16 protein-coding genes are annotated in these 20,993 nt (G+C 65.0%); 4 read left to right on the top strand and 12 right to left on the bottom strand.

Translation table 11 applies throughout. The annotated features are described in order from the left end of the window. Nucleotides 1–59: 59 nt before the first annotated feature. Both IOC61_RS06840 and IOC61_RS06845 read right to left on the bottom strand, forming a co-directional pair. The gene (locus IOC61_RS06840; protein ID WP_195688117.1) at nucleotides 60–386 is read right to left on the bottom strand and encodes a hypothetical protein; all 327 of its coding nucleotides are present in this window, start codon (nucleotides 384–386) and stop codon (nucleotides 60–62) included. 111 nt (nucleotides 387–497) lie between these two features. Beyond that, nucleotides 498–2,849: an amylase gene (locus tag IOC61_RS06845; RefSeq protein ID WP_195688118.1), complete on the bottom strand. Its 2,352-nt coding sequence runs from the start codon at nucleotides 2,847–2,849 to the stop codon at nucleotides 498–500. A 255-nt stretch (nucleotides 2,850–3,104) separates the two neighbouring features. Between IOC61_RS06845 and IOC61_RS06850 the strand changes: the two genes are divergently transcribed. Then, the gene (locus IOC61_RS06850) at nucleotides 3,105–4,061 is read left to right on the top strand and encodes a sulfurtransferase (RefSeq protein WP_195688119.1); all 957 of its coding nucleotides are present in this window, start codon (nucleotides 3,105–3,107) and stop codon (nucleotides 4,059–4,061) included. A gap of 83 nt (nucleotides 4,062–4,144) precedes the next feature. On the opposite strand, the gene IOC61_RS06855 is transcribed toward IOC61_RS06850, so the two are convergent. The 10 genes from IOC61_RS06855 to doeA form a co-directional block, all read right to left on the bottom strand. After that, complete coding sequence (locus IOC61_RS06855) at nucleotides 4,145–4,828, bottom strand: haloacid dehalogenase type II (RefSeq protein WP_195688120.1); 684 nt, start codon at nucleotides 4,826–4,828, stop codon at nucleotides 4,145–4,147. Between the two features lie 159 nt (nucleotides 4,829–4,987). Further along, nucleotides 4,988–6,415 (bottom strand): aspartate aminotransferase family protein, encoded by a 1,428-nt coding sequence (locus IOC61_RS06860; protein ID WP_195688121.1) that lies wholly within the window; start codon nucleotides 6,413–6,415, stop codon nucleotides 4,988–4,990. Nucleotides 6,416–6,689: 274 nt separating this feature from the next. Continuing rightward, the gene (locus tag IOC61_RS06865; protein ID WP_195688122.1) at nucleotides 6,690–8,189 is read right to left on the bottom strand and encodes an NAD-dependent succinate-semialdehyde dehydrogenase; all 1,500 of its coding nucleotides are present in this window, start codon (nucleotides 8,187–8,189) and stop codon (nucleotides 6,690–6,692) included. A gap of 297 nt (nucleotides 8,190–8,486) precedes the next feature. Next, nucleotides 8,487–11,270, bottom strand: a complete 2,784-nt coding sequence (locus IOC61_RS06870; protein WP_195688123.1) for an aminotransferase class I/II-fold pyridoxal phosphate-dependent enzyme — start codon at nucleotides 11,268–11,270, stop codon at nucleotides 8,487–8,489. Nucleotides 11,271–11,342: 72 nt separating this feature from the next. Further along, the gene (locus IOC61_RS06875; RefSeq protein ID WP_229332979.1) at nucleotides 11,343–12,341 is read right to left on the bottom strand and encodes a C45 family autoproteolytic acyltransferase/hydolase; all 999 of its coding nucleotides are present in this window, start codon (nucleotides 12,339–12,341) and stop codon (nucleotides 11,343–11,345) included. Between the two features lie 47 nt (nucleotides 12,342–12,388). Continuing rightward, the gene (locus IOC61_RS06880; protein WP_195688124.1) at nucleotides 12,389–13,861 is read right to left on the bottom strand and encodes a biotin carboxylase; all 1,473 of its coding nucleotides are present in this window, start codon (nucleotides 13,859–13,861) and stop codon (nucleotides 12,389–12,391) included. 37 nt (nucleotides 13,862–13,898) lie between these two features. Further along, on the bottom strand, nucleotides 13,899–14,768 hold the full coding sequence (locus IOC61_RS06885) for a carbon-nitrogen hydrolase family protein (protein ID WP_195688125.1): 870 nt from the start codon (nucleotides 14,766–14,768) through the stop codon (nucleotides 13,899–13,901). Nucleotides 14,769–14,939: 171 nt separating this feature from the next. Further along, entirely contained in the window at nucleotides 14,940–15,413 is a 474-nt protein-coding gene (locus IOC61_RS06890) for an Lrp/AsnC family transcriptional regulator (protein WP_195688126.1), read from the bottom strand. Nucleotides 15,414–15,429: 16 nt separating this feature from the next. Continuing rightward, nucleotides 15,430–16,443, bottom strand: coding sequence for a N(2)-acetyl-L-2,4-diaminobutanoate deacetylase DoeB (gene doeB / locus IOC61_RS06895; protein ID WP_195688127.1), 1,014 nt, complete (start codon nucleotides 16,441–16,443; stop codon nucleotides 15,430–15,432). 175 nt (nucleotides 16,444–16,618) lie between these two features. Further along, nucleotides 16,619–17,818, bottom strand: coding sequence for an ectoine hydrolase DoeA (gene doeA, locus IOC61_RS06900; RefSeq protein ID WP_195688128.1), 1,200 nt, complete (start codon nucleotides 17,816–17,818; stop codon nucleotides 16,619–16,621). Between the two features lie 269 nt (nucleotides 17,819–18,087). On the opposite strand from doeA, the gene IOC61_RS06905 reads away from it, so the two are divergent. From IOC61_RS06905 to IOC61_RS06915, 3 genes are all read left to right on the top strand, one after another. Next, complete coding sequence (locus IOC61_RS06905; RefSeq protein ID WP_195688129.1) at nucleotides 18,088–19,023, top strand: 2-hydroxyacid dehydrogenase; 936 nt, start codon at nucleotides 18,088–18,090, stop codon at nucleotides 19,021–19,023. Between the two features lie 105 nt (nucleotides 19,024–19,128). Next, complete coding sequence (locus IOC61_RS06910) at nucleotides 19,129–19,878, top strand: hypothetical protein (protein ID WP_195688130.1); 750 nt, start codon at nucleotides 19,129–19,131, stop codon at nucleotides 19,876–19,878. A 96-nt stretch (nucleotides 19,879–19,974) separates the two neighbouring features. Beyond that, complete coding sequence (locus tag IOC61_RS06915) at nucleotides 19,975–20,901, top strand: lysine exporter LysO family protein (protein ID WP_195688131.1); 927 nt, start codon at nucleotides 19,975–19,977, stop codon at nucleotides 20,899–20,901. Nucleotides 20,902–20,993: the final 92 nt, after the last annotated feature.

Here is a 20,993-nt window from a genome sequence, read left to right on the forward strand (position 1 = left end):
CTGCCGAGGGATATCGATACCACGCCGGCCCGGAAGGCCGGCGCAGCGGTTGCTCGACATCAATAGGCGCCTTCCCCCTCGGCTTCTGCTTCTGCCTCTCCCTCTGCTTCGGCTTCCGCCTCTCCTTCCGCCTCTCCTTCGGCTTCGGCCTCGCCCTCTGCCTTATCCATGGCGTGTGTGTCAGCTTCTGCACCGCCTTCGGCATGGGCCTCGGCAAGCATCAGCGGAGCCTCCTGGCCGCTGGTATAGACGGCCTCCTCGGGCTCGGCGGCCACCGCCTGCATGGCGGCACCGCTGGCAACCAGTGCCAGGGCAGGTGCCGCATGGCCCAACCGACGGCCGAGCCGTGCGATCAGGGTCCGGCGTTGCTCTTCAATCTCAGTCATGACATGACCTCCATCGTGTATTGCAGTAGCAGGCCAGCGCTGCGCCTGCCATCGAGTGGCGAAGCGCCTTGCGACGCTCCGCCATGCTGGACCGTCAGGCGGCCCAACGACTCATGCCTCGACCGACGCCTTGCCGGCCGAGGAGAGATCTGACTGAACCAGCGTGTCGAAAAGGGCTGAACCATCCTCTGGAAGGCGCACTGTTTGCCGCGAGACCCCTTCCAGCCACGCATCGAGGCGCGCCATCAGGTCGGCCGAAGGCACGCCGCCCTCGCCGGTGTGGCAACGCGGCAGCAGCGCCGCCAGGGCATCGAGTCGAGCCTGCGGCAGAAGCCCAGCGGATGCTTCACCCTCGCTCGATTCCAGCGTTATCAGGCGAAGCGGCGTGGCGACCTGTTCAGCGCTTACGTCATCCACCATCTTGCTCCGCCTGGTGAAGGGAAGCCCCAGGGGCTCGACATGCACGATGTCGCCCTGCCACGTCAGCCTGGCACCACGGCTCAGCGATTCTCCCAGCGAAGACGCCAGGGCCTCGCGACAGGCCTCATCATCGACGGCCAGCAACGTCATCTCCCCAGTGCGTGACTGCCAACAGGCCACGTCCAGCACCGGCTCGCCGGGGCGAGCGGCCAGTCGCAGCAGCAGGGTGGAGAGCGCCGGCACCACCTCCGCCAGCGTCAGGCGACTCGACACCAGACGACTGCTCTCGGCCAACGCATAACCGGCGGGGGCCGCAAGCAGCGAAAGCCAAGGTAGCTGCCCTGCCTCCTCCGGCGGCAGGGGTTCGAGCCCTGCACCGAACGCCTCGACCAGGCGCTGTTCGATCGCGGCATCGGCGATCCGCAGCGCCCAGGCTCGGCCATCATGGCGAAGTTTCAAGGCAGCCGGCTCGGCATCAGCGGCAACCTCCGCCCGTGACTTCTCGCTTCGAACAAAGGCGGACTGAACAGCCGCTTGTGTCTGGCAGAGCAGACCATCACGACACCACTCCCCCAGGGTTTGCCACACCTGGCGACGCAGTGCCACGGGCTCGGGCGGCTCGGCACTGGCCGCCTGCAAGGTCTCGGCGATGGCATCGGGGTCCAGCCCCTCGGTCGCCAACAGCCAGATCAGCGCCGCGGCATCATTGGGACGATAGAGCCTTCCGGTGTCGGCGGCGTAGAGTGCCAGGCTGTCGGCCTCATGCAGCTCGGTGACCCGGCGTCGAGCCAGGCGCGGGCGAGGCAGAGCGTACCCGGCCAGCGCCTCGGCCAGCGTCATATCCGCCAGTGAAGGCAGCGAAAAGAAGGGCAGGTAGCGCTCGGGGCTCGCCGAGGGCAGCAGCCGCTTGAAACCTCCGACGCGTGACGCCTCGGCACGGGCCTCGGCAAGCAAGGCCGCTGGTGACGCGTCCTCCGACTCCGGCGAAGACTCACCGGCAATATCCACCAGCCGCAGCATGTCGCGTACCAGCTCCCCCTTGATGCGCTCCTCGGCGATACCGCCATCCTCGGGCGCCGCGCAGGTGCCCAGCGACGGGCTCAGGTTGCACTCCAGTATCCACGGCTTGAGGTCATCATCGATCATGCAGTCGAGACCCAGCAGCTCGTAGCCGCCGCGCGGATCGGCCCCCGCCTCGGCGGTGCGGCGACGCAGGGCATCCACGCCGGAGATCGCGGTCAGTGCCACCAGATCCTCGATCCTCGCGAAGAGCGCCTCGTCGTCATGGCCCTGGTCACGCAGCCAGGCGCGATAACGGCCGAGATCGATAAACTCCACCGGCACCTCGACACGAGTGTTCAGGGCGTTGATATCGGGATTGGTGAGCTGGCTGTAAGGGTTGTCGGCGTCGTCGGGATCCCACGGCTCGGAGGCCAGCTTGGCAAACCCCTGATGGTAGAGATAGAGCCTCAGCGGGGTCAGTGAGCTGATCAGCACATAGAGACGCAGCACATACTTGTGCCCGCGGATGGTGTGAGGGCGATCCAGATACTCCTGGACCAGCCAGTTCGGGCTGGCGGGTGCCTCGGCGGCGTCACGCAGCACCCTCACCCCCTTGCCCTTGGAGGCGTTGGTGGGCTTAAGAATCCAGCGTCTTTGCGGCTCCGCCAGGGCCACCCGCTGCAGGGCATGATAGTCATGGGGCATCACCCAGGCGTGGGGGAAGAAGGTCAGGCGTGACAGCAGAGGGTGCCCCTCGCCCACGCCCTCACCGACTCTCGCCTTCATGCTGGAGAGGCTCTCATGCAGACGACTCTTGACCGTCAAGGCGGCGTTGCCGGGAAAGTGGTTGAGCTTGCGGTACGCCGACACCCGACGAAACTGACTCGGCGCCGGCATGCCGGTAACCCAACCCGCATCCCAGGTCGTCTCGTCGCCCTCCACCCATCCCTGGGCTTCCAGGGCTTCGCGAAAGAAGCGGTCCTGCTCGGCGGCCCGCTGGCCACTCAACCAGAAGTGCCGGGTCGTGGAGTGCTGGGGCATGCTCGGGTCTCCTCTGCACCAGTCGGGTATCCTGGATAGCTGCTGACTTGGTCGTGGCGTATTCACACTCCTTACAGGAATAGCAACACGATCGCTGGCTGTCGCCTTCGAGGGTTGCGCCCTTCGCAAGAGAGTCACCGTGCATCGGGTCGATATATCCATTGGGAATAGTAGTGTCGGCAAGCATTCTTGGCGAAGGAACGCCGGATCGTTGCAGCATGGAGGCGCCCCCTTCCCGACGACGAGGTACCCTCCATGCGGACTCGACTCCTGATCGCCGCCGGCACGCTGGCCATGGCCGGTAACGCCCATGCCCAACACCCCTCTCCCCTGGTCGATGCCGAATGGCTGAGCGACCAGCTGGATAACGATGACCTGGTGGTACTGGACGTCCGCTCCAGTATCGACAACGGCGGCGACCGCGCCTCCTTCGAGGAGGCCCGCATCCCGGGTAGCCGCTACTCCAACTACACCGACGCCGGCTGGCGCGAGAGTCGCGACGGCGTCGCGGGCCTGATGCCCGAGATCGAGGCGCTCGAGACCCTGATCGGCGAGCTGGGCATCGACAATGACGACACCGTGATAGTCGTCTCGGCCGGCACCGGGGCCACCGACTTCGGCAGTGCCGCCCGGGTCTACTGGACCTTCAAGGCACTGGGCCACGATGAGGTAGCGGTACTCAACGGCGGCTTCGCCGGCTGGCAGGCCCAGGACTTCGAGGTCGCCAGCGGCACCTATGACGCCCCCGAGGCCACTACCTTCGAGGCCAGCCTGCAGGAGGCGCTCCTGGCGACCACCGAGGAGGTGGAAGCGGCCATCGAGGCCGGCGAGGCGCTGGTGGATGCCCGCCCGGAGGACTTCTATACCGGCAGGACCCAGTCACCGGCGGCGCGTGCCCCCGGCACGATACCCGGCGCCGTCAACCTGCCTCACCACGCTGCCTTGGTCGAGCGTGATGGCGCCTACTACCTCGAGCCCGAGCGCCTCAAGGCCAACATCGAGGCACTCGGCCTGGACCCGGAGGCCCCTACCGTGGCCTTCTGCAACACCGGCCACTGGGCCGCCAGCGGCTGGTTTCAGCTCAGTGAGGTGGGCGGCCTGGAGAACGTCAGCATGTACGACGGCTCCATGGCCGAGTGGACTCAGGACGATGCACGCCCGCTGCAGCTGGCCGAGCGCGGTACCATCACCGTCGGCGAGGCGGTCGACTGACCCACCACGCTCGACAATAACGCGAGAGTCTCAACAGCTCTCGAGGCCCCGCGGCGATCCCCCACCGCGGGGCCTCGCCGCGCTCAGGTGAGGCGTTCGGCCAGGGTTTCCAGGTCTCCGACGGTAAGGTCCGGATCGATGCCCCAGGGATCGAACGGGGCCTCGGCGCTGCGCCTTACCCAGGCCGCATGCAGGCCGGCATGACGAGCACCGATCACATCGAAGGGATTGCTGGAGATCAGCCAGGTGTCCCCCGGCTCACTCTCGAGTCGATGACGGAGATGAGCATAGACCGCCGGGTCCGGCTTGAAACGCTTGACCTCATCCACGCTGATTACCGCCTCGAAGTGGTCGCGGATACCGGCCTGCGCCAGCAGCCCCTCCACCGCCTGAGTGGTGCCATTGGAGAAGGCCACGCAGGTAACGCCCGCCTCGCCGAGGCGACGCAGGGCGCCGGCGACATCGGCGAAGGCCGGAAGCTGGGCATAGACCTGCATCAGATGGTCACGATCCGCCTCGGAGAGCCCCACCTGCAGGGCGCGGTCGGTGAATACCAGGGCCTCCTCGGTGCACTGATTGAAGGGCACGTAGCCCCCCATCAGCCCGCGTCGAAAGCTGTACTCCAGCTGTTTCTCCCGCCAGCGGCGCGAAAACTCCGGGGCCAGCGCCGCCTTGCCAAGGGCGCCGAGGCGCTGCTCCAGCTCGGTGGCGACGCCGTGGGTGTCGATCAGGGTTCCGTAGACATCGAAGGCGAGGACCTGTGCCATGGAAAGCGCTCCTTCTGTACGAATCGGTCCTTCCGAGGGTGTGCCAGCACAGCGGGCAAGGCAAGCGCCATGTAACCCACTGCCATCAACGACGTCGCCGCGGGACGGGCCCGCGGCGACGAGGCGGCCCTCACGGGGCCGAGCAGTTCACGTGACCGATCAGGCAACCGGTGCCGTCAGTGTCTTGAGCGCGCCCTCGCGCACCAGCTCATCGGTAACGCGATCAACCGCCCGGCGGGTGCGCGCGACGATCTCGTCGACCTGACCACGGGTGGCGATCAGCGGCGGGGCAAAGCCGAGAATGTCACCCTGCGGCATGGCACGGGCGATCAGGTTCTCCTCGAGGGCGGCGGCGGAGATACGCGCCCCCACCTTCAAGGCCGGGTCGAAGTGCTCTCGCTTCTCCGGGTCAGCGGAGAACTCCAGCGCCGCCAGCATGCCGGCGCCACGCACATCGCCAACGATGGGGTGATCGCCGAAGGCATCTGCCATGGCCTGCTGCAGGTAGGCACCGGTCTCGGCGGCATTCTCGGTCAGCTTCTCGCGCGCGATGATCTCGAGATTGGCCAACGCCGCGGCACAGCCCAGGGCATGACCGGAGTAGGTCCAGCCATGGCCGATCGGGCCATACTCGCCGGTGCCCTGCTCGAGCACCTGCCATACACGATCACCGACGATCACTCCGGAGAGCGGCTGATAGGCGCTGGTCAGGCCCTTGGCCACGGTCATCAGGTCCGGCTTGATGGCGTAGTGGTGGCTGCCGAAGTCCGCACCGATGCGACCGAAGCCACACACCACCTCGTCGGCGATCAGCAGGATATCGTAGCGGTTCAGTACCGCCTGGATCGCCTCCCAGTAGCCTTCCGGCGGCGGCACGATGCCACCGGTCCCGAGTACCGGCTCGCCGATAAAGGCCGCCACGGTATCGGGGCCCTCGGCCAGGATCATCTCCTCGAGCCTGGCCGCGCAGTGGGCCGAGAACTCGCGCTCGCTCATGCCCTGCTGCTCGGCACCGCGATGATAGTAGTAAGGCGCCTCGGTATGCAGGATACCCTCGAGCGGCAGGTCGAACTGGTCGTGAAACGCCTTGAGGCCGGTCAGCGACCCCGTGGCCAGGCCCGACCCGTGATAGCCCCGCTGGCGCGAGATCACCTTCTTCTTCTGCGGACGCCCCAGCACATTGTTGTAGTAACGCACGATCTTGAGCTGGGTCTCGTTGGCGTCGCTGCCACCCAGGCCGTAATAGACCTTGGACATCCCGGGCCCGGCGAGCTCGATGATCTTTTCGGAGAGCGCGATCTGCGGCTCGTTCGAGTGCCCAACGTAGGTGTGATAGTAGGAGAGCTCCAGGGCCTGCTGGTAGATCGCCTCGGCCACCTCGGTGCGCCCATAGCCGATATTGACACAGTAGAGCCCGGCAAAGCCGTCGATGAACTCGCGTCCATCCTTGTCGCGGATGGTGATGCCCTGTCCGCCGGTGATCACACGGCCCGGCGCCTTGCCATGGGCGAAGTCACGCAGGTGAGAGGAGGCGTGGAAGGTCACCTTGCGGTCACGGTCGATCAGGTCCTGGTGCTGCTGGTTCATTGCATTCTCTCTCGTTGGAAGGCGCCCCGGCGTCCCGCCGGGGAGGATGTTTATCGATTTCACATACAGAAGGGTGTCGCCGTCATGCACCATCTCGCGATGCCCGAGGACGAAACCCTGAAGCTTCGCTTGCGGCCAGCGCGTCGGGTCGGATCAAGGTCCCTCTTGCCGACCCTCGATCGACATCCCTGTCGATCGCCGCGCGCCGCGGCGCTTGCCTCAGCGCCCTCGGGTAGATATCGCTCGCTGGTGCATCGCGGCTCTGTCTCGGAAACTAGCTCCCTGACACGGAGCCCAGGGCGCCGAGGCAGTAATACTTGGTATCGAGATACTCATCGATGCCGGTCACGCCGCCTTCGCGTCCCAGGCCCGACTGCTTGACGCCGCCGAAGGGCACCGGCGGGCCGGTCATCTTCACCGAGTTCACCGCGACCATGCCGTACTCCAGGGCGCGCATCAGCTTCCAGATACGGCGAATATCGTGGGTATAGAGATAAGCCGCCAGGCCATACTCGGTGTCGTTGGCCATCTCGATCACCTGGTCGTCATCTCCATAGGCGGTGATCCCGGCGACCGGCGCAAAGGTCTCTTCATTCCAGACCTTCATGTCGCGGGTCACCCCGGTCAGCAGCGTCGGCATGAAGTAGTTCTCCCCAGGCGCCTGTCTCTGGTCGCCGGCCACCAGGGTGGCACCCTTGGCCAGGGCATCATCGACGATGGCCGCGGCCTTCTCGACGGCCTGCCGATGGATCAGCGGCCCCAGGTCCACCTCACTCTCCAGGCCATTGCCCACGGTCAGTGCCGCCATGCGCTCGGCGAAGTGCTCGACGAACGCATCGTGGATCGACTCGTGGACCAGGATGCGGTCGGCGGCGAGGCAATCCTGGCCAGCGGTCTGGAACTTGGCCGACACCGCGGCGAGCGCCGCCTCCCGGGGGTCCATGTCGGGCCCGACAATAAAGGGCGCATTGCCCCCCAGCTCGAGGGACACCCGCTTGACGGTATTGGCGCTCTGTTCGAGCAGCAGCCGGCCGACTCGAGTGGAGCCGGTGAAGGAGACCGCCTTGACGCGCTCCTCGGCACACAGGATCTTCGAGACCTCAGCGGGCTCGCCCAGCACCACATTGAAGACACCGGCCGGGATGCCGGCGCGCTCGGCCAGCTCCGCCAGCGCCAGCGCCGAGTAGGGCGTTTCACCGGCGGGCTTGACGATTACCGTGCAACCGGCCGCCAGGGCGGCGGCGGCCTTGCGAGTGATCATCGCCAGCGGAAAGTTCCAGGGCGTGATCAGCGCGGCGATGCCCACCGGCTCCTTGATGGTGCCCAGCGCCGCGTTGGGGATATGGCTCGGAATCGTCTCGCCGAAGGTGCGCTTGCCCTCTTCGGCGAACCAGCGCACGAAGCTCGCTCCATACTCCACCTCGCCACGGGCGTCGGGCAACGGCTTGCCCTGCTCCATGGTCATGATGGTGGCCAGGTCCTCGCGATTGGCCTGCAGCAGGTCGTACCACGCCAGCAGGCGCTCGCAACGCTCGTCGGCGCGCAGCGCACGCCAGTGCGCAAACGCTACCTCGGCGGCATCCACCGCCAGACTCACCTGGTCCGCCTCGAGCCAGGGAATATGGCCGATGACCTCGCCGCTGGCGGGATTCTGCACGGCTTCCTCGCGGCCGCCATTGCCGTGGACCCACTTGCCATCGACATAGGCGTACTGCCGAAACAGACGTGGATCGTCGAGCATGGTGGTCAGCGTCTTGGATAGTTTCATGTTCATGCGGCACCTCCCCTGACACACCGACCAGGTTGATCTCGTATGGCCAGTGCTGATTTGGCGCGGCTTCGGGCGCCGAAAAAAGTACGGCGCGGCTTTGGGCGCCAAGAAACGATACGGCGCGGCTTCGGGCGCCGAAAATACGTTAAAACGGGCGAGCCGCCCGGTTGCGTCCGGCACGGCTCGATGGGTTCATGATAAGGGAGAAGGCGGGGCGGGAGTTTTCGTTAACCGATCAGAAAAACAAGGGATTTTTTGTCTTTGTCCGAGAAGATGCCCTTTTTTCTGTTAGCCCAGTAGTTAGCCCGACGATGGGTCGCTGAGGGCCTGCTCGGTGAGCACCAGCAACCCCAGCTCGGGCCGGTAGCCGTGAATTTCGGTGACATCCAGGGCCTGCAGGAAGCGGAGGATCTCCTCGCTGATCACCTGCCCCGGCACCAGCACCGGGAAGCCCGGTGGATAGGGAATCACGAAGCTAGCCGAGACCACATCGCGGCCGTCACGCATCTGAGCCTGCAACTCGCCATTGTCGAAGCGAAGGTACTCCGTGCTCTCCTCGTCGTAGCTCAGGAAATAGGCGCGACGAATATCCCCCTCCGGCGTATGGCTGCCGGCCGCCGGCCGAAAGGCATCGTGGAAGCGGCTGAAGTCCGGCAGGGGCGGCAGCTCACAGGTCAGCGAGTGGACACGGTTCTCGATGATCTTGCGCTCGGGGCGGCTACTCTCCTCCCAGCGGTACTCGAACTCCTTGGCCAGCTTGATCAGCACGTCGAGCAGATAGGCAATGGCGCCACGCGAGGTACCGATATTGGTCATGAACAGCACGGTATTGCGCGAGGTCTTGTTGATCTGGATGCCGTACTTGTTCATCAGGTATTCGTTCTTGAAGGTATCGCCGTCGATGCCGGTCGCGCCAATGGCGATGGTGATGCGGCTGGGGTCGACGACGAACTCGTCGTTGGCCCAGGCCTCCTCCATCTTGTTCCAGCCGGTGACCGGGTCGTAGAAGGTCTCGACGCCCGACTCGCGATACTCCAGCGGCACCATGTCGCGGTTGATCAGCACCCGGAAGTACTTCTGCAACAGCGGGTGGGTGTAGAGCTGCTCGCGCAGCGAAAGCGCGGCCTCGACCTGGGAGTGCACCAGCTCGAAGCCCTCCATCTCGGCCTGCATGCGCCCCACGTCCAGCGAAGCGATGATCTGGTAGTTCGGCGAGGTCGAGGTATGGGTCATGTAGGCCTCGTGAAACGGCGCCTCGACCTTCTGGCGATAGTCCTGATCCCAGATATGGATCATCGAGCCCTGGCGCAGTGAGGTCAGGGTCTTGTGGGTGGAGTGGGTGGCATAGGCACGGATGCGCACCGTGTCGGGGTCGGGCATCAGGCGCCGCTCGAGCCAGGAGGCATCGTCGTCGGGATCGAGGGTGTCGAACTCGGCCTTCCAGGCCTCGTACTCCTCGCGGTAGGCGGCGCTGCGGTATCGATCACGCAGGGTGCGGGCGGCATGCATGGCGGTGCGCGGCCGATAGGTCGGGTTGAAGCCGGCGAAGGCGAACCAGGCCTCGTCCCACAAAAAGACCAGGTCGGGCTTGATCGCCAGGCACTCCTCCATCACCCGACGCACGTTGTAGACAACGCCGTCGAAGGTGCAGTTGGTCAGCAGCAGCATCTTGACCTTGTCGAGCTGGCCCGAGCGCTTGTAGCCCAGTAGCGTCTTCTTGATCTCGTGTAGCGGCACGGCTCCGTACATCGAGTAGTCGTTGAGCGGGTAGGAGTCGAGGTAGCTGACATGGGCACCGGCCAGCACCATGCCGTAATGATGCGACTTGTGGCAGTCGCGATCGATCAGCACGATATCCCGAGGCTTGACCAGCGCCTGCACCACGATCTTGTTGGCCGTGGAGGTGCCGTTGGTCACGAAGAAGGTCTGGCGGGCGCCGAAGGCACGAGCGGCATGCTCCTGGGCCTTCTTGATCGGCCCGTAGGGCTGGAGCAGGGAGTCGAGCCCACCGGAGGTGGCCGAGGTCTCGGCGAGGAAGATGTTGATGCCGTAGAAGTCGATCATATGCCCGGCCCAGTGGGAGCGGGTAATCGACTTGCCCCGGGAGATGGGCATGGCATGGAAGACACCGGTCGGCTTCTTGCTGTACTCGCGCAGGGCATCGAAGAAGGGCGTGCGGTAGCGGTTATCGATGGCCCGCAGGATGGTGTGATGCTGCTCGATATAGTCCGTCTCGCGGTAGAAGATGCGATTGAAGTGGCGGATGTCACGACTGGCCGTGGCCTCCACGTCGCCGCTGGTGACCAGGAACTGGTCGATCTCGGGACGCAGCTCGTGGATCATCGAACTCAGCAGAATGCTACGCTCGGCCTCCGAGTGATACTGAAGGGACTGCTCGGAGAGGCCTTCTAGATAGCTGCGCAGGGCGCTGAGGTTGTATTTCGACTTGTAGGGAAACTCGTAACGGATCAGGCAGGCCTGGATATTGGGGTTGACCAGCACCGCGATCAGCGCATCCTCGAAGCTGCGCACCGTGACCACGTCATAGACGAAGCGATCTTCCGGACGGCGCATGCTGTGAAAGGCCTCGCGGACCACCACCTCTTCCGCGGATGAGAGGTTGTCGACGATCAGCAATTCAAAGTAGGGCTGGGCCGAGCTGTTGGAGGCAGGATGACCGCGCCGCAATTGCGCCAGGGCATCGAGGGACTCGAGTTCCTCGGCGTCGGCATCGGTCTCGGAAAGATCAACGTGGCGGCGCCGGTAGGATTCGCTGATCAACGCCCGCACCAGGCGCTTGACCACCTTCTCCAACAGCCCGTACTCCTCGCGATCGAAGAGCGCCCAGAGGTGGCGAAAATCCTCCTTGGAGGGGAAGGCGTGGTAGTCCTCGATGATCTCGAGCCGCGTCAGCTTGACGTCGATCGCCTTGATCAGGTTCTTGGCTTGGCTCTCATCGCTCTGGCGTACCAGCAAGCCAAGGTCACGCTTCAGCGCATTCCAGGTATCGGCACGTAGCTGGGAAATCTTGTGGTAGAAGCCCAGCGCCGTGTAGGGCGTATCGGTTTGCGTCGAATCCTGCATGGCAACACCCCCATCCAGACTTGTTGTTATTGAACACACCGCCGCGACGTAGCGGCGGCGAGCGGGCCGAAATCAGCCGGCATACAGGCCCCGCGCGCCATAGCGCACGGTGATTCGTTCCTCGGGAAAGTGGTCGAAACCCAGATCGAGGACCAGGCCGGGCCAGTGAAACTGTGCGTGCCCCGTCGCGGGGCGATAGACCGCGGTATAGACCGTTCCCAACCCGCGGCGATAGTCGTGGCGAAACAGCGGCGGCGATGCGAAGGCGGAGATCAGCCGCTCCTCGGTGGTGGCCTCGTCGCCCACCAGGATCGACAGCTGGCGCTCGCGGATCAGCGTCTCCGAGGCCAGGGCGTGGGCATACCACTCGATCTTCTTCTGATGGTTGGTCGCCACCGGCACACGCCGAATGCTGGCGGGGCGGTCAGGGCCGATCATCGCTGTGACGTAGCGCCCGGCGGCGTCGGCCACGGTGATGTTGTAGGCCATGTGAGTGGGAATGCGCGCCAGGGCATCGGCCGCCTCGGCCACGCTGTCACAGAACTCCAGCAGGTAGCGCAGGATGATCGGCGCACCGAAGCCCTGCCCCACGGCCTTGCTGCCACCGAAGGCCAGCGACACGGCGAGCCCTCGGTCGTTCATGCCGTCGAGCACGCCCCACAGGCAGTCGGTCATGGCGATTACCCGCCGCTCGTTCCAGCGGGTGTAGAGGATGGTCCCCTCGCAGAGCTCCGGAGGGTAGTCGTAGTTGCGTACCAGCAGCGTGGAGGCGGGGTTCGCCAGCACCGCCTGGGAGCAGCCGGTGATATAGGGGGGCGGCTGATAGAGGCTCAAGAAACGCGCGGCGAGATCCCCCCCCCCGGCCAGCTCGCAGAGCGTGCGATAGGTATCGGTAAGCTCCGGCATGTGCTTTCGCAGCGCGTTGTAGCAGGTGAGATACCCCGGCCGCTCCCGCTCCCCCTCGCTCAAGTACCACTGCTCGTAGGCCGGCCAGTGGTATTGGAACAGCGCTTGCCAACGGGCTCCCGCAACCTCTTCGTGCACGGTCCGAAAGTCGAGCATCTTGTTCATGTCGCTCGGTGGTACCTCCCGCGACGAAGAGTAGCCGGTCCCGGTATTCACAGGATCTTGAAGTTGCCGCCGCCGACGGCATGGCTGACGGCCACCTCCTCCACCACCGGATCCTGGAGCGACTGACCTTCGTACTGGCCGCGGATGCCCTGGATCCAGGCCTGGGCGCGCTCAGTAAGCTGGAAGTCGTCATCCATCAGGCGGCCACGGGTGATCAGGATGCCGAGGTCGGCGCCCTCGTAGCGGAAGTCTCCCGCCCCGCTGATGCGCAGGAAGAAGCCCTCGCTCTCGTCTTCTGCCGCGTGGGGGTGATAGTTGTAGTGGTCGTAGTTAATGCTGCCGTCATCGGCCATCTTCCAGACCCCGGTGCGCGGCGCCTGGGTCAGCAGATCGACACTTTCGTCGGTGTGCTTGATCACCAGCTGACACCAGCTGTCGACGCTCTCGGGATGCGCCCAGCGCTCGTTGATCTCGCTGATGTCGAGATCGAAATCGACGTCGGAAAACTCCAGCAGATGGAACAGAAACAGCGGGATGTCGGAGTGGGCGAAGGCCGCCACGTTGGTCAGCGAGCTGGCGCCGGTGACCCTTGGGTTGAGCTCGCCGAGATAGACCTCACCGCTGTCCATGTCGATCAGGAAATCGAGCTCGAAATAGCCACGATACCCCTCCTCGCGAAGCGCCTCGCCGAACTTGAAGGTGTACTCCCGGGCCTTGTCACGGATCGACTGGTCGAAGGCGCCGGCGAACATCTCGTTGCCACACCATCCACCCTTGTAGGGCGTCAGCGCCTTGAAGCCAACCAGCTCGGTCATCAGCGGGCCTACCACGGTACCGCAACGGGTAGCACAGGCCTCGATGGCCGAACCACGGCAGTTGATACGCTTCATGATCTTGACCTCGGGCTCGGCCTCGATCTCCTCGGCGTGCTTGTAATAACTCTCTTCACTGGAGATGAAGAAGGTGGTGTGGCCGGAGTCGCCGAAGGCGGTCTGCACCACCAGGTCGGTGCCGAGCTCCTTGCTCACCTCACACAGCTCCTGATAGCTGCCCACCCGGGCCAGCACGTTGGGCACGCTGGGCACACCGGCCTTGTTGCCGATGCGTACCGTCTCGACCTTGTTGTCCATGCGCGAGCGCAGCTTGGCCGGAGGGAACGCCACCTTGAGGCCGAGCTGCTCGCAGATCTCCTCGGTGTGCTCGTCGAACATCAGGAAGGCGGCCGTGCCCGCATTGTCGCCGTTGGCACGCGACTGGATAAAGTCGATGACCTCCTTGTGCTCGAGGAGGTAGTTGTTGATGTCCTCGATGCTCTCGAAGTCGCGTGGAAACTTCTCCTTGGGCACGAAAACATTGCGCTGCTGACCCTCGAAGCAGTCGATGAAGTTGATATGACGAAAGTTGCCCACCCAGTCGCCGATGCCCAGCAGATTGAAGTTGGTGGCCGAGATGAAGTAGACCGGCTCCTTGTTATTGAGGAAGTGGCGGCGTACGTCGGCAATGGTTGTTATTTTGCTCATCGTGGTCGCTCCATCGGTGTGTGGGGAAGGCGTGGGATTAATACTCCTCGATGTCGGCTCGGACCGGCTTGGCCAGCGGGCCCAGGGTATCGAGGTAAGGGCTCGAGCCTGTCTCGCTGCGATACAGCGAGAAGTCGACCGTACGGTCGCGGAAACTCTTCAGCGGTTGGCCCAGGCCACGCAGTCCGGTTTCACGCTCGCGGCGCACTCGGCCGATGTCGACCTCGACGGGCATGACTTCCTCACCGGTACCCGCCTGGTGAATGACGTCGCCGGAAGGCCCCACCACGATGGAGCGCCCGTTGCCTAGGGCGCCGGCACCATTGATATCGAAGAAGTAGCACTGGTTGACTGCCGCATTGGTGCGAGCGATGGACAGCTCGATGTCTCGATCGATGGTATCGGTCATGGTCGGGTGCAGGATCACCTCGGCCCCCATGGCCGCCAGGGTGCGGGTGGTCTCGGGGAACCACATGTCGTAGCAGATCGAGACCCCGAAGCGAGCCACGTTGGGCACATCGAAGGTCACGAACTCGGCGCCGCTCTCCACCCCCGCCTCGTAGGGACGGAAGGGGAACATCTTGCGAAAGCGAGCCACCACCTGACCATGGGGGTTGATCACCGAGAGCGTATTGAAGATACCGCCTTCGGTCTGCTCGAACATCGAGCCGGGAATCAGCCAGATGCGATGCTGCTCAGCGATCTGGCAGAACATCGCTTCGGCGTCGCTGGGCAGCGGCTGCGCATGGTGAGGCGACGCCCCCAAGGGCATCAGCTCGCTGAACAGGACCATCTGCACCTGGGGGAAGCGGCTCATCAGCACGTCAATCCGGTGGCGCATGGCCTGGGTATTGTCACCGTGGTGCAGGGCGTGCATCTGCACCCCGGCTATCGTGAAATAGGACATTGTGGTCTCTCTGCGTCAGGTGAGCTTGAACCCTTCCGGGGCACGTTCCAACACGAGCCGGGACCGACGGTATCATGCCGGTATGAATGCCCGGCCGAATGAGCATCGCTCACCCTTCTGACAGCAGCTTAAGACACATGCATCGATGAGACTTCAACGGTAACATCGCGCTCAGCCGAGATCCTCGATGCAGACCCCAGGGGTGGGACGCTTCACCGCCTTGGTGACGATATAGGTGAAGTAGCGCTCGATGCCGGCATCACCGGTCAGCCAGTCATCGATCAGACGCTGATAGGCATCGATGGAGGCGGCCTCGACCTTGATCAGGTAGTCGACGCCACCGCCCACCGCCACGCACTCGGTGACCTCGGGCGTGGCATGTACCAGCGCCTCGAACCGCGCGAAGCTCTCGGCATTGTGCGCCTTGAGCTCCACCTGCACCCACACCGGCGTGCGTCTCACCAGTGCCTCGGCATTGATGCGAGCGCTGTACCCCTCGATGATGCCGGCCCTCTCCAGCCGACGTACCCGCTCCCAGCAGGGGCTGACCGACAGGTTGATCGCCTCGGCCAGCCGGGACTTGGTGATGCGCCCATCTCGGGAGAGGATCTCGAGGATCTTCAGGTCATAACGGTCAAGTTTCATCGTGATGCTGGTCGCCTCAATCCAGGGAGTCGACGATATCGGCGATCACCGCAATGGTATCGCCCATGTTGACCAGCGCCGGGTGGCGCCGCGCCGCCAGCACACCGCTGCGATTGGCGTAATACGCCACCGGTGCGGTGCCGCTGCGCGTCATGTCATAGACACGCGCCACCACCTCGCCCTTCTCGACCCGTTCGCCCAGGGCAAAGCAGAGCTCCAGCACACCGCTGTGTTCGCTCTGCACGTAGCAGCTGGCATCGGGCATATCGAGATAGACCTGAGGCTCGGCGGGCATCTCCACTTCCCCTTCCAGCAGGCCATAGTGGATCAGGAAGTTGCGCACGCCGCGCTCGGTGATGGCCAGGCTCTCCGGGGTGGAGGTGCCGCCGCCGCCCAGTTCGGTGGCCACGAAGATCTTGCCCTGGCTCTCCACCGCGGTATCGAAAAGCGCGGCGGCATCGAGCTCGAACATGATCATGGCGTAGGGCGCACCGAAGGCCTTGGCACCCTCCAGGGCCTTGCGCTGCTGTTCGGGGTCATCCAGCACATGGGAGGCGCCGAAGGGGATGATGTCCAGGGTGCGCCCACCGGAGTGCAGGTCGAGTACCACATCGCTCATCGGCACCATTACCCGGGTGAAGTAGTCGGCGATCCTCTCGGTCACGCTGCCATCGGGGTCGCCGGGGAAGCTGCGATTGAGGTTGCCGCCATCGAGGCCGGAAGTTCGCTTGCCGGCCATCACCGCCGGCTGGTTCATGCATGGCACGATGATTACCCGGCCGTTGACCTCCTCGGCCTCGTGCGCGCTCGACAGCTTGAGCAGCGAGGTGATGCCCTCGTACTCGTCACCGTGGTTGCCGCCGGTCAGCAGGGCCGTGGGACCCTCGCCGTTCTTGATCACGGTAACCGGGATCATCACCGCCCCCCAGGCGGAGTCGTCCACCGAGATGGGCAGCTTGAGAAAGCCGTGCTGGACGCCGTCGGCGTCGAAGTCGACGGTGGCGCTGATGGGGCTGGGACGCTTGGTCATGGTGTGAAACTCCTTGTTCTGTGTTAGCAGGCAGCCGCTCGGGGCTTAACCGGCGACAGGCCTGCGGGGAGGCGCTGTGAACCCGTCCCTGGGCGCTACCTCGGCCATCCCTGGTCCTCGGACCTCCCCTTTGGCCTACCCCCGGCGCCCCTCACCTGGCGGTTATCGCATTCTTTCAGCGTACAAAGAGCTGGCGCGGAAAGTTGGCCAGGGTCTCGCAGCCGCTCTCGGTGATCAGGATGCTCTCGGTGATCTCCAGGCCCCAGTCGTCCTCCCACAGGCCGGGCATGAAGTGGAAGGTCATGCCCGGCTGCAGGATGGTCTCGTCGGAGGGGCGCAGACTCATGGTGCGCTCGCCCCAGTCCGGCGGGTAGCTGATGCCGATGGGGTAGCCACAGCGCGCGCCCCCCCGGTCGAAGCCGTACTTGTCCATGGCCGCGCCCAGCGCCATGGCGATGTCGGCTGTGCGGTTGCCGGGCCTGGCCACCTCGAGTCCACTCTCGATGCCCTCGAGCAGGGCCGACTCGGCACGCACGAACTCCGTCGGGGGCTTGCCCAGAAAGACAGTCCGCGACATCGGCGCATGGTAGCGCTTGTAGACCCCGGCGATCTCGAAGAAGGTACCCTCGCCCTTGCGAAAGGGCGTATCGTCCCAGGTCAGGTGGGGCGCGGCGGCGTCCTGGCCGGTCGGCAGCATCGGCACGATGGCCGGATAGTCACCGCCGAATACCTGGCCATGCTCATCCCGGTACCCTTCGATGGCCACCCGGTAGATCTCCGAGACCAGCTTGCTCTTGGGCAACCCCGGCTCGATCACCTCGAGGATACGCGAATGCATGCCCTCGACGATCTTCGCCGCCACCCGCATGTACTCGACCTCCTGGGGCGACTTGATGGCACGGCACCAGTTGACCAGGCCATTGGCATCCATGAAACGCGCGTGGGGCAGCTCACGCAGCAGGCTCTGATAGGCCTTGGCGGAGAAGTAGTAGTTATCCATCTCCATGCCCACCACCCCCTCGTGCCAGCCACGATCGGGCATGATCGACTGGGCCAGATACTCCATGGGGTGCATGTCCGGATTCTGAACATAGTAGTCCGGATAGTAGGTAATGTTGTCCGCATCGATCCAGCAGGTGCGCAGGGCCCCATTGGCATCCATGCGACGGCCATACCATACCGGTTCGCCCTCGAGTCCGACCAGTACGCACTGATGCACATAGAATGACCAGCCGTCATAGCCCGTCAGCCAGGCCATGTTGGAGGGGTCACTGACGATCAGCACATCGATGCCACGACCGGCCATCTCGGCACGTACCTTCCACAGTCGGGTGGCATATTCCTCTCGAGTGAAGGGCAGGTTTACCTGGGTCATTGGGCCACTCGCCAAAGCAACATCAAGAAAATCGGCCCTCTCGACGAGGAGAAGGCCGGGCCAGGGTCATGATCACTGACGAGATGCCTGAACGGTTTCGGGCCGCTCAGTCGCACCAGGCAGTGGGGGGTGCCCCATAGCATGAAGGTTACTGCCTACCCATGGTAGAGGGTCAAGCACTTCCTTATGTTGAGAGCCCCGGGGTAACGGGCTTGTTCATGGTCACCGCTCCGTAGATGATGGAGGCATCACGTCACCCGGGAGGAAACATGAAGGTACTGGTCCACAACGACGAGCCCAGGCGCTGGCAGGAAGCGCTGGCGGCCCGACTCCCCGAGGCCGAGGTCTTCACCAGCGCAGCACCGGCCGCCAAGCGCCGCGAAGCCGACTACCTGGCGGCGTGGAAGCCCCCGGAGTCGCTGCTGAGCGAGCTCGGATCGCTCAAGGGCATCGTCAACCTGGGCGCCGGGGTGGATGCCCTGCTGAACAACCCCCGGCTCCCGACCGGAGTGCCCATCGTCAAGCTACGCGACGCCGGCATGGCCGAGCCGATCGGCGATTATGTGCGCTATGGCCTGCTGCACTTCCAGCGCGACTTCGACCGCTACCATCGCCAGCAACATGCACGAGAGTGGCGGGAGCACACCATGTGCGACAAGGCCGACTGGCCGGTAGGCGTGCTGGGGCTCGGGGCCATCGGGGCCAAGGTGGCGGCCATGGTGGCCGCCGACGGCTTCCCGGTCCATGGCTGGAGCCGTTCGCCCAAGCATCTCGATGGCATCGCCTGCCACCACGGCGATAGCGGCCTGGAGGCGCTGCTGAGTCAGGTGAAGAGCCTGGTGCTGCTGCTGCCCGACACTGCCGCCACCCGGCACATCATCAATGCGCGAACCCTCGCCCTGCTGCCCGAGGGCGCCAGCCTGATCAACCCGGGGCGAGGCACCCTGATCGATGAGGCGGCCCTGCTCGACGCCCTCGGCGACGGCACTGTCGAGGGACGGCTGCGCGGCGCCCTCCTCGATGCCTTTCCCGAGGAGCCCCTGCCCGAGACGAGCCCGCTCTGGTCCCATCCGCGGGTGTGGGTGACCCCGCACATGGCCGGGCCGACACCACTGGAGGTGGCTCTGGATCAGGTGGTCTCGGCGCTGCGGGCCTTCGAAGCCGGCGAGCCCCTGGAGACGGTGGACCCCGGGGCCGGCTACTGAAGGCCCGGCCGGCACCCTCCGGCAAAGGGGAACTTCAGGCTGGGCCAGGCCTCTTAGGCAACAGGCCTCTGCCGGCCTGTTCTTTTCCCATGACGGAGAGCGACCATGTCCCAGCGTGCCATACGGTGGTCCCGGCGCGGCGGCCAGCTGGCCTGCCTGGCGCCCTGGCTGCTCGCCTGCCTGCCGCTGATGGCCCTGGCCAATGCACCGGCACCGTCGCCCTCACCCCAGCATAGCGCCCCCCTTCAGGCTGCCTCTGCCCACTCGATAGCCCCGCGGCCCTTCAGCGCGCGCTACCGCCTCGAGGTCGAGGGCTGGCCGGCCGCCTATGTCGACCACCGTCTCAGCCGGGAGGGGGACTACTGGGAAAGCCTGATGGAGACCAATATCCAGGTCGCCCGCGGCAGTGAGCGCGGCCGATTCATGCTCCAGGACGAGGGGGTTCAGTCGCTCTATTACGCCAGTGGCTACGCACTGCTGGGCGTCGGTGACAGCTATCAACTCGATGCCGAGCCTCTCGAGGCGCTGCCGGATCGTCAGACGGCTCTCTTCGCGTTTTCCCGCCGTATCATCAGTGGCGATTGTGCCGACAGCCCCTGCGATATCCGCTACCTGGATCACAAGGGGCGCGAAGAGCGCCTCAGGGTCCACACTCAGGGCCGCTCACGGATCACGCTGCCCGCGGGCAGCTTCGAGGCGATCACGGCCGAAGCCTGGGAGGTCGACGAACCGGATCGCAGGCTGCTGTTCCGCTTCCACCCCGAGGTTCCCGGGCTGCTGCTGTCGGTCGACTATCATCGTGATGGCAAGCGCCGCAGCCAGCTGAGACTGAGCAGGCTGACCCTCCCTGACTAATGTCACTTCAGCGGTTGGGCGCCTCGAGTGCGCCTGCTAGAGTAGCCGCTTTCGAGGCGCCGCCACGGGGCGGCCAATATAGGGAAGGGAGTCTCCATGCTGAGCGGCCTGCTGATCGTGCTGCTGCCCCTGGTAGCGGGTTACCTGATACCGGTCCGTCACCCCACCGTGCTGACGGCGATCAACCAGGGGGTCAATGCCTCGGTCTATGGCATCCTGCTGCTGATGGGCTTCAGCCTCGCCGGCCTCGATAATCTCGCCGGGCAGCTGTCACGCATGGGCGGCCAGGCGTTGACGCTGTTCGTGGTGACATCGGCCTGCAACCTGGCCGGGCTCTGGTGGCTGTCGCGGCGCCTGGGGCTCACCGCCGACCCCGCCCGCGTGGTGCCCGGCGCCCCGACCAGCAAGCTCGCTGCCATGGCCGGCTCGCTGGCCCTGGTCGGTGTGGTAGTCCTCGGCGTGGCGCTGGGATTGGCCGCCGACCGACTGACCAACCTGCCGCTCCACGCCATGGCCGAGACCCTGGCCGAGTGGGTTCTCTATCTCCTGCTGGCCCTGATCGGCTGCCAGCTGCGCAACTCCGGCATGCCGCTACGCCAGATCCTGCTCAATCACCACGGCCTGGCCATTGCCCTCACCCTTGCCGCCACCTCGCTCGTCGGCGGCCTGCTCGCCGCCCCACTGCTGGACCTGCGCTGGAACGAGGGGCTGGCCATGGCCGCCGGTTTTGGCTGGTACTCGTTGTCAGGCATTCTGGTGGGCGATGCCCTGGGGCCGGCACTGGGCGGTGTCGCCTTCTTCAACGACCTGACCCGCGAGCTCGTCGCCTTCGTGCTGATCCCGCTGGTGATCCGCCGACACGCCGCCCTGGCCATCGGCTACGGCGGCGCCACCTCCATGGACTTCACCCTGCCGGTGATTCAGCAGCATGGCGGTGTCGGCTGCGTGCCGGTCGCGGTGGTCTCCGGCTTTCTGCTCTCCCTGCTGTCGCCGCCACTGATCCTGTTCCTGCTGACGCTGTGAGCCTCCTTGCACGGCGCTTTCACCGTTTACAGGGTTTGCTCCTTGCATGGGGTTTGCACATTGCATGACGATTGGCTGCGCCGCTCGAGGTT

It is taken from the genome of Halomonas sp. KAO, assembly GCF_015595025.1.
GTDB lineage: Bacteria > Pseudomonadota > Gammaproteobacteria > Pseudomonadales > Halomonadaceae > Halomonas.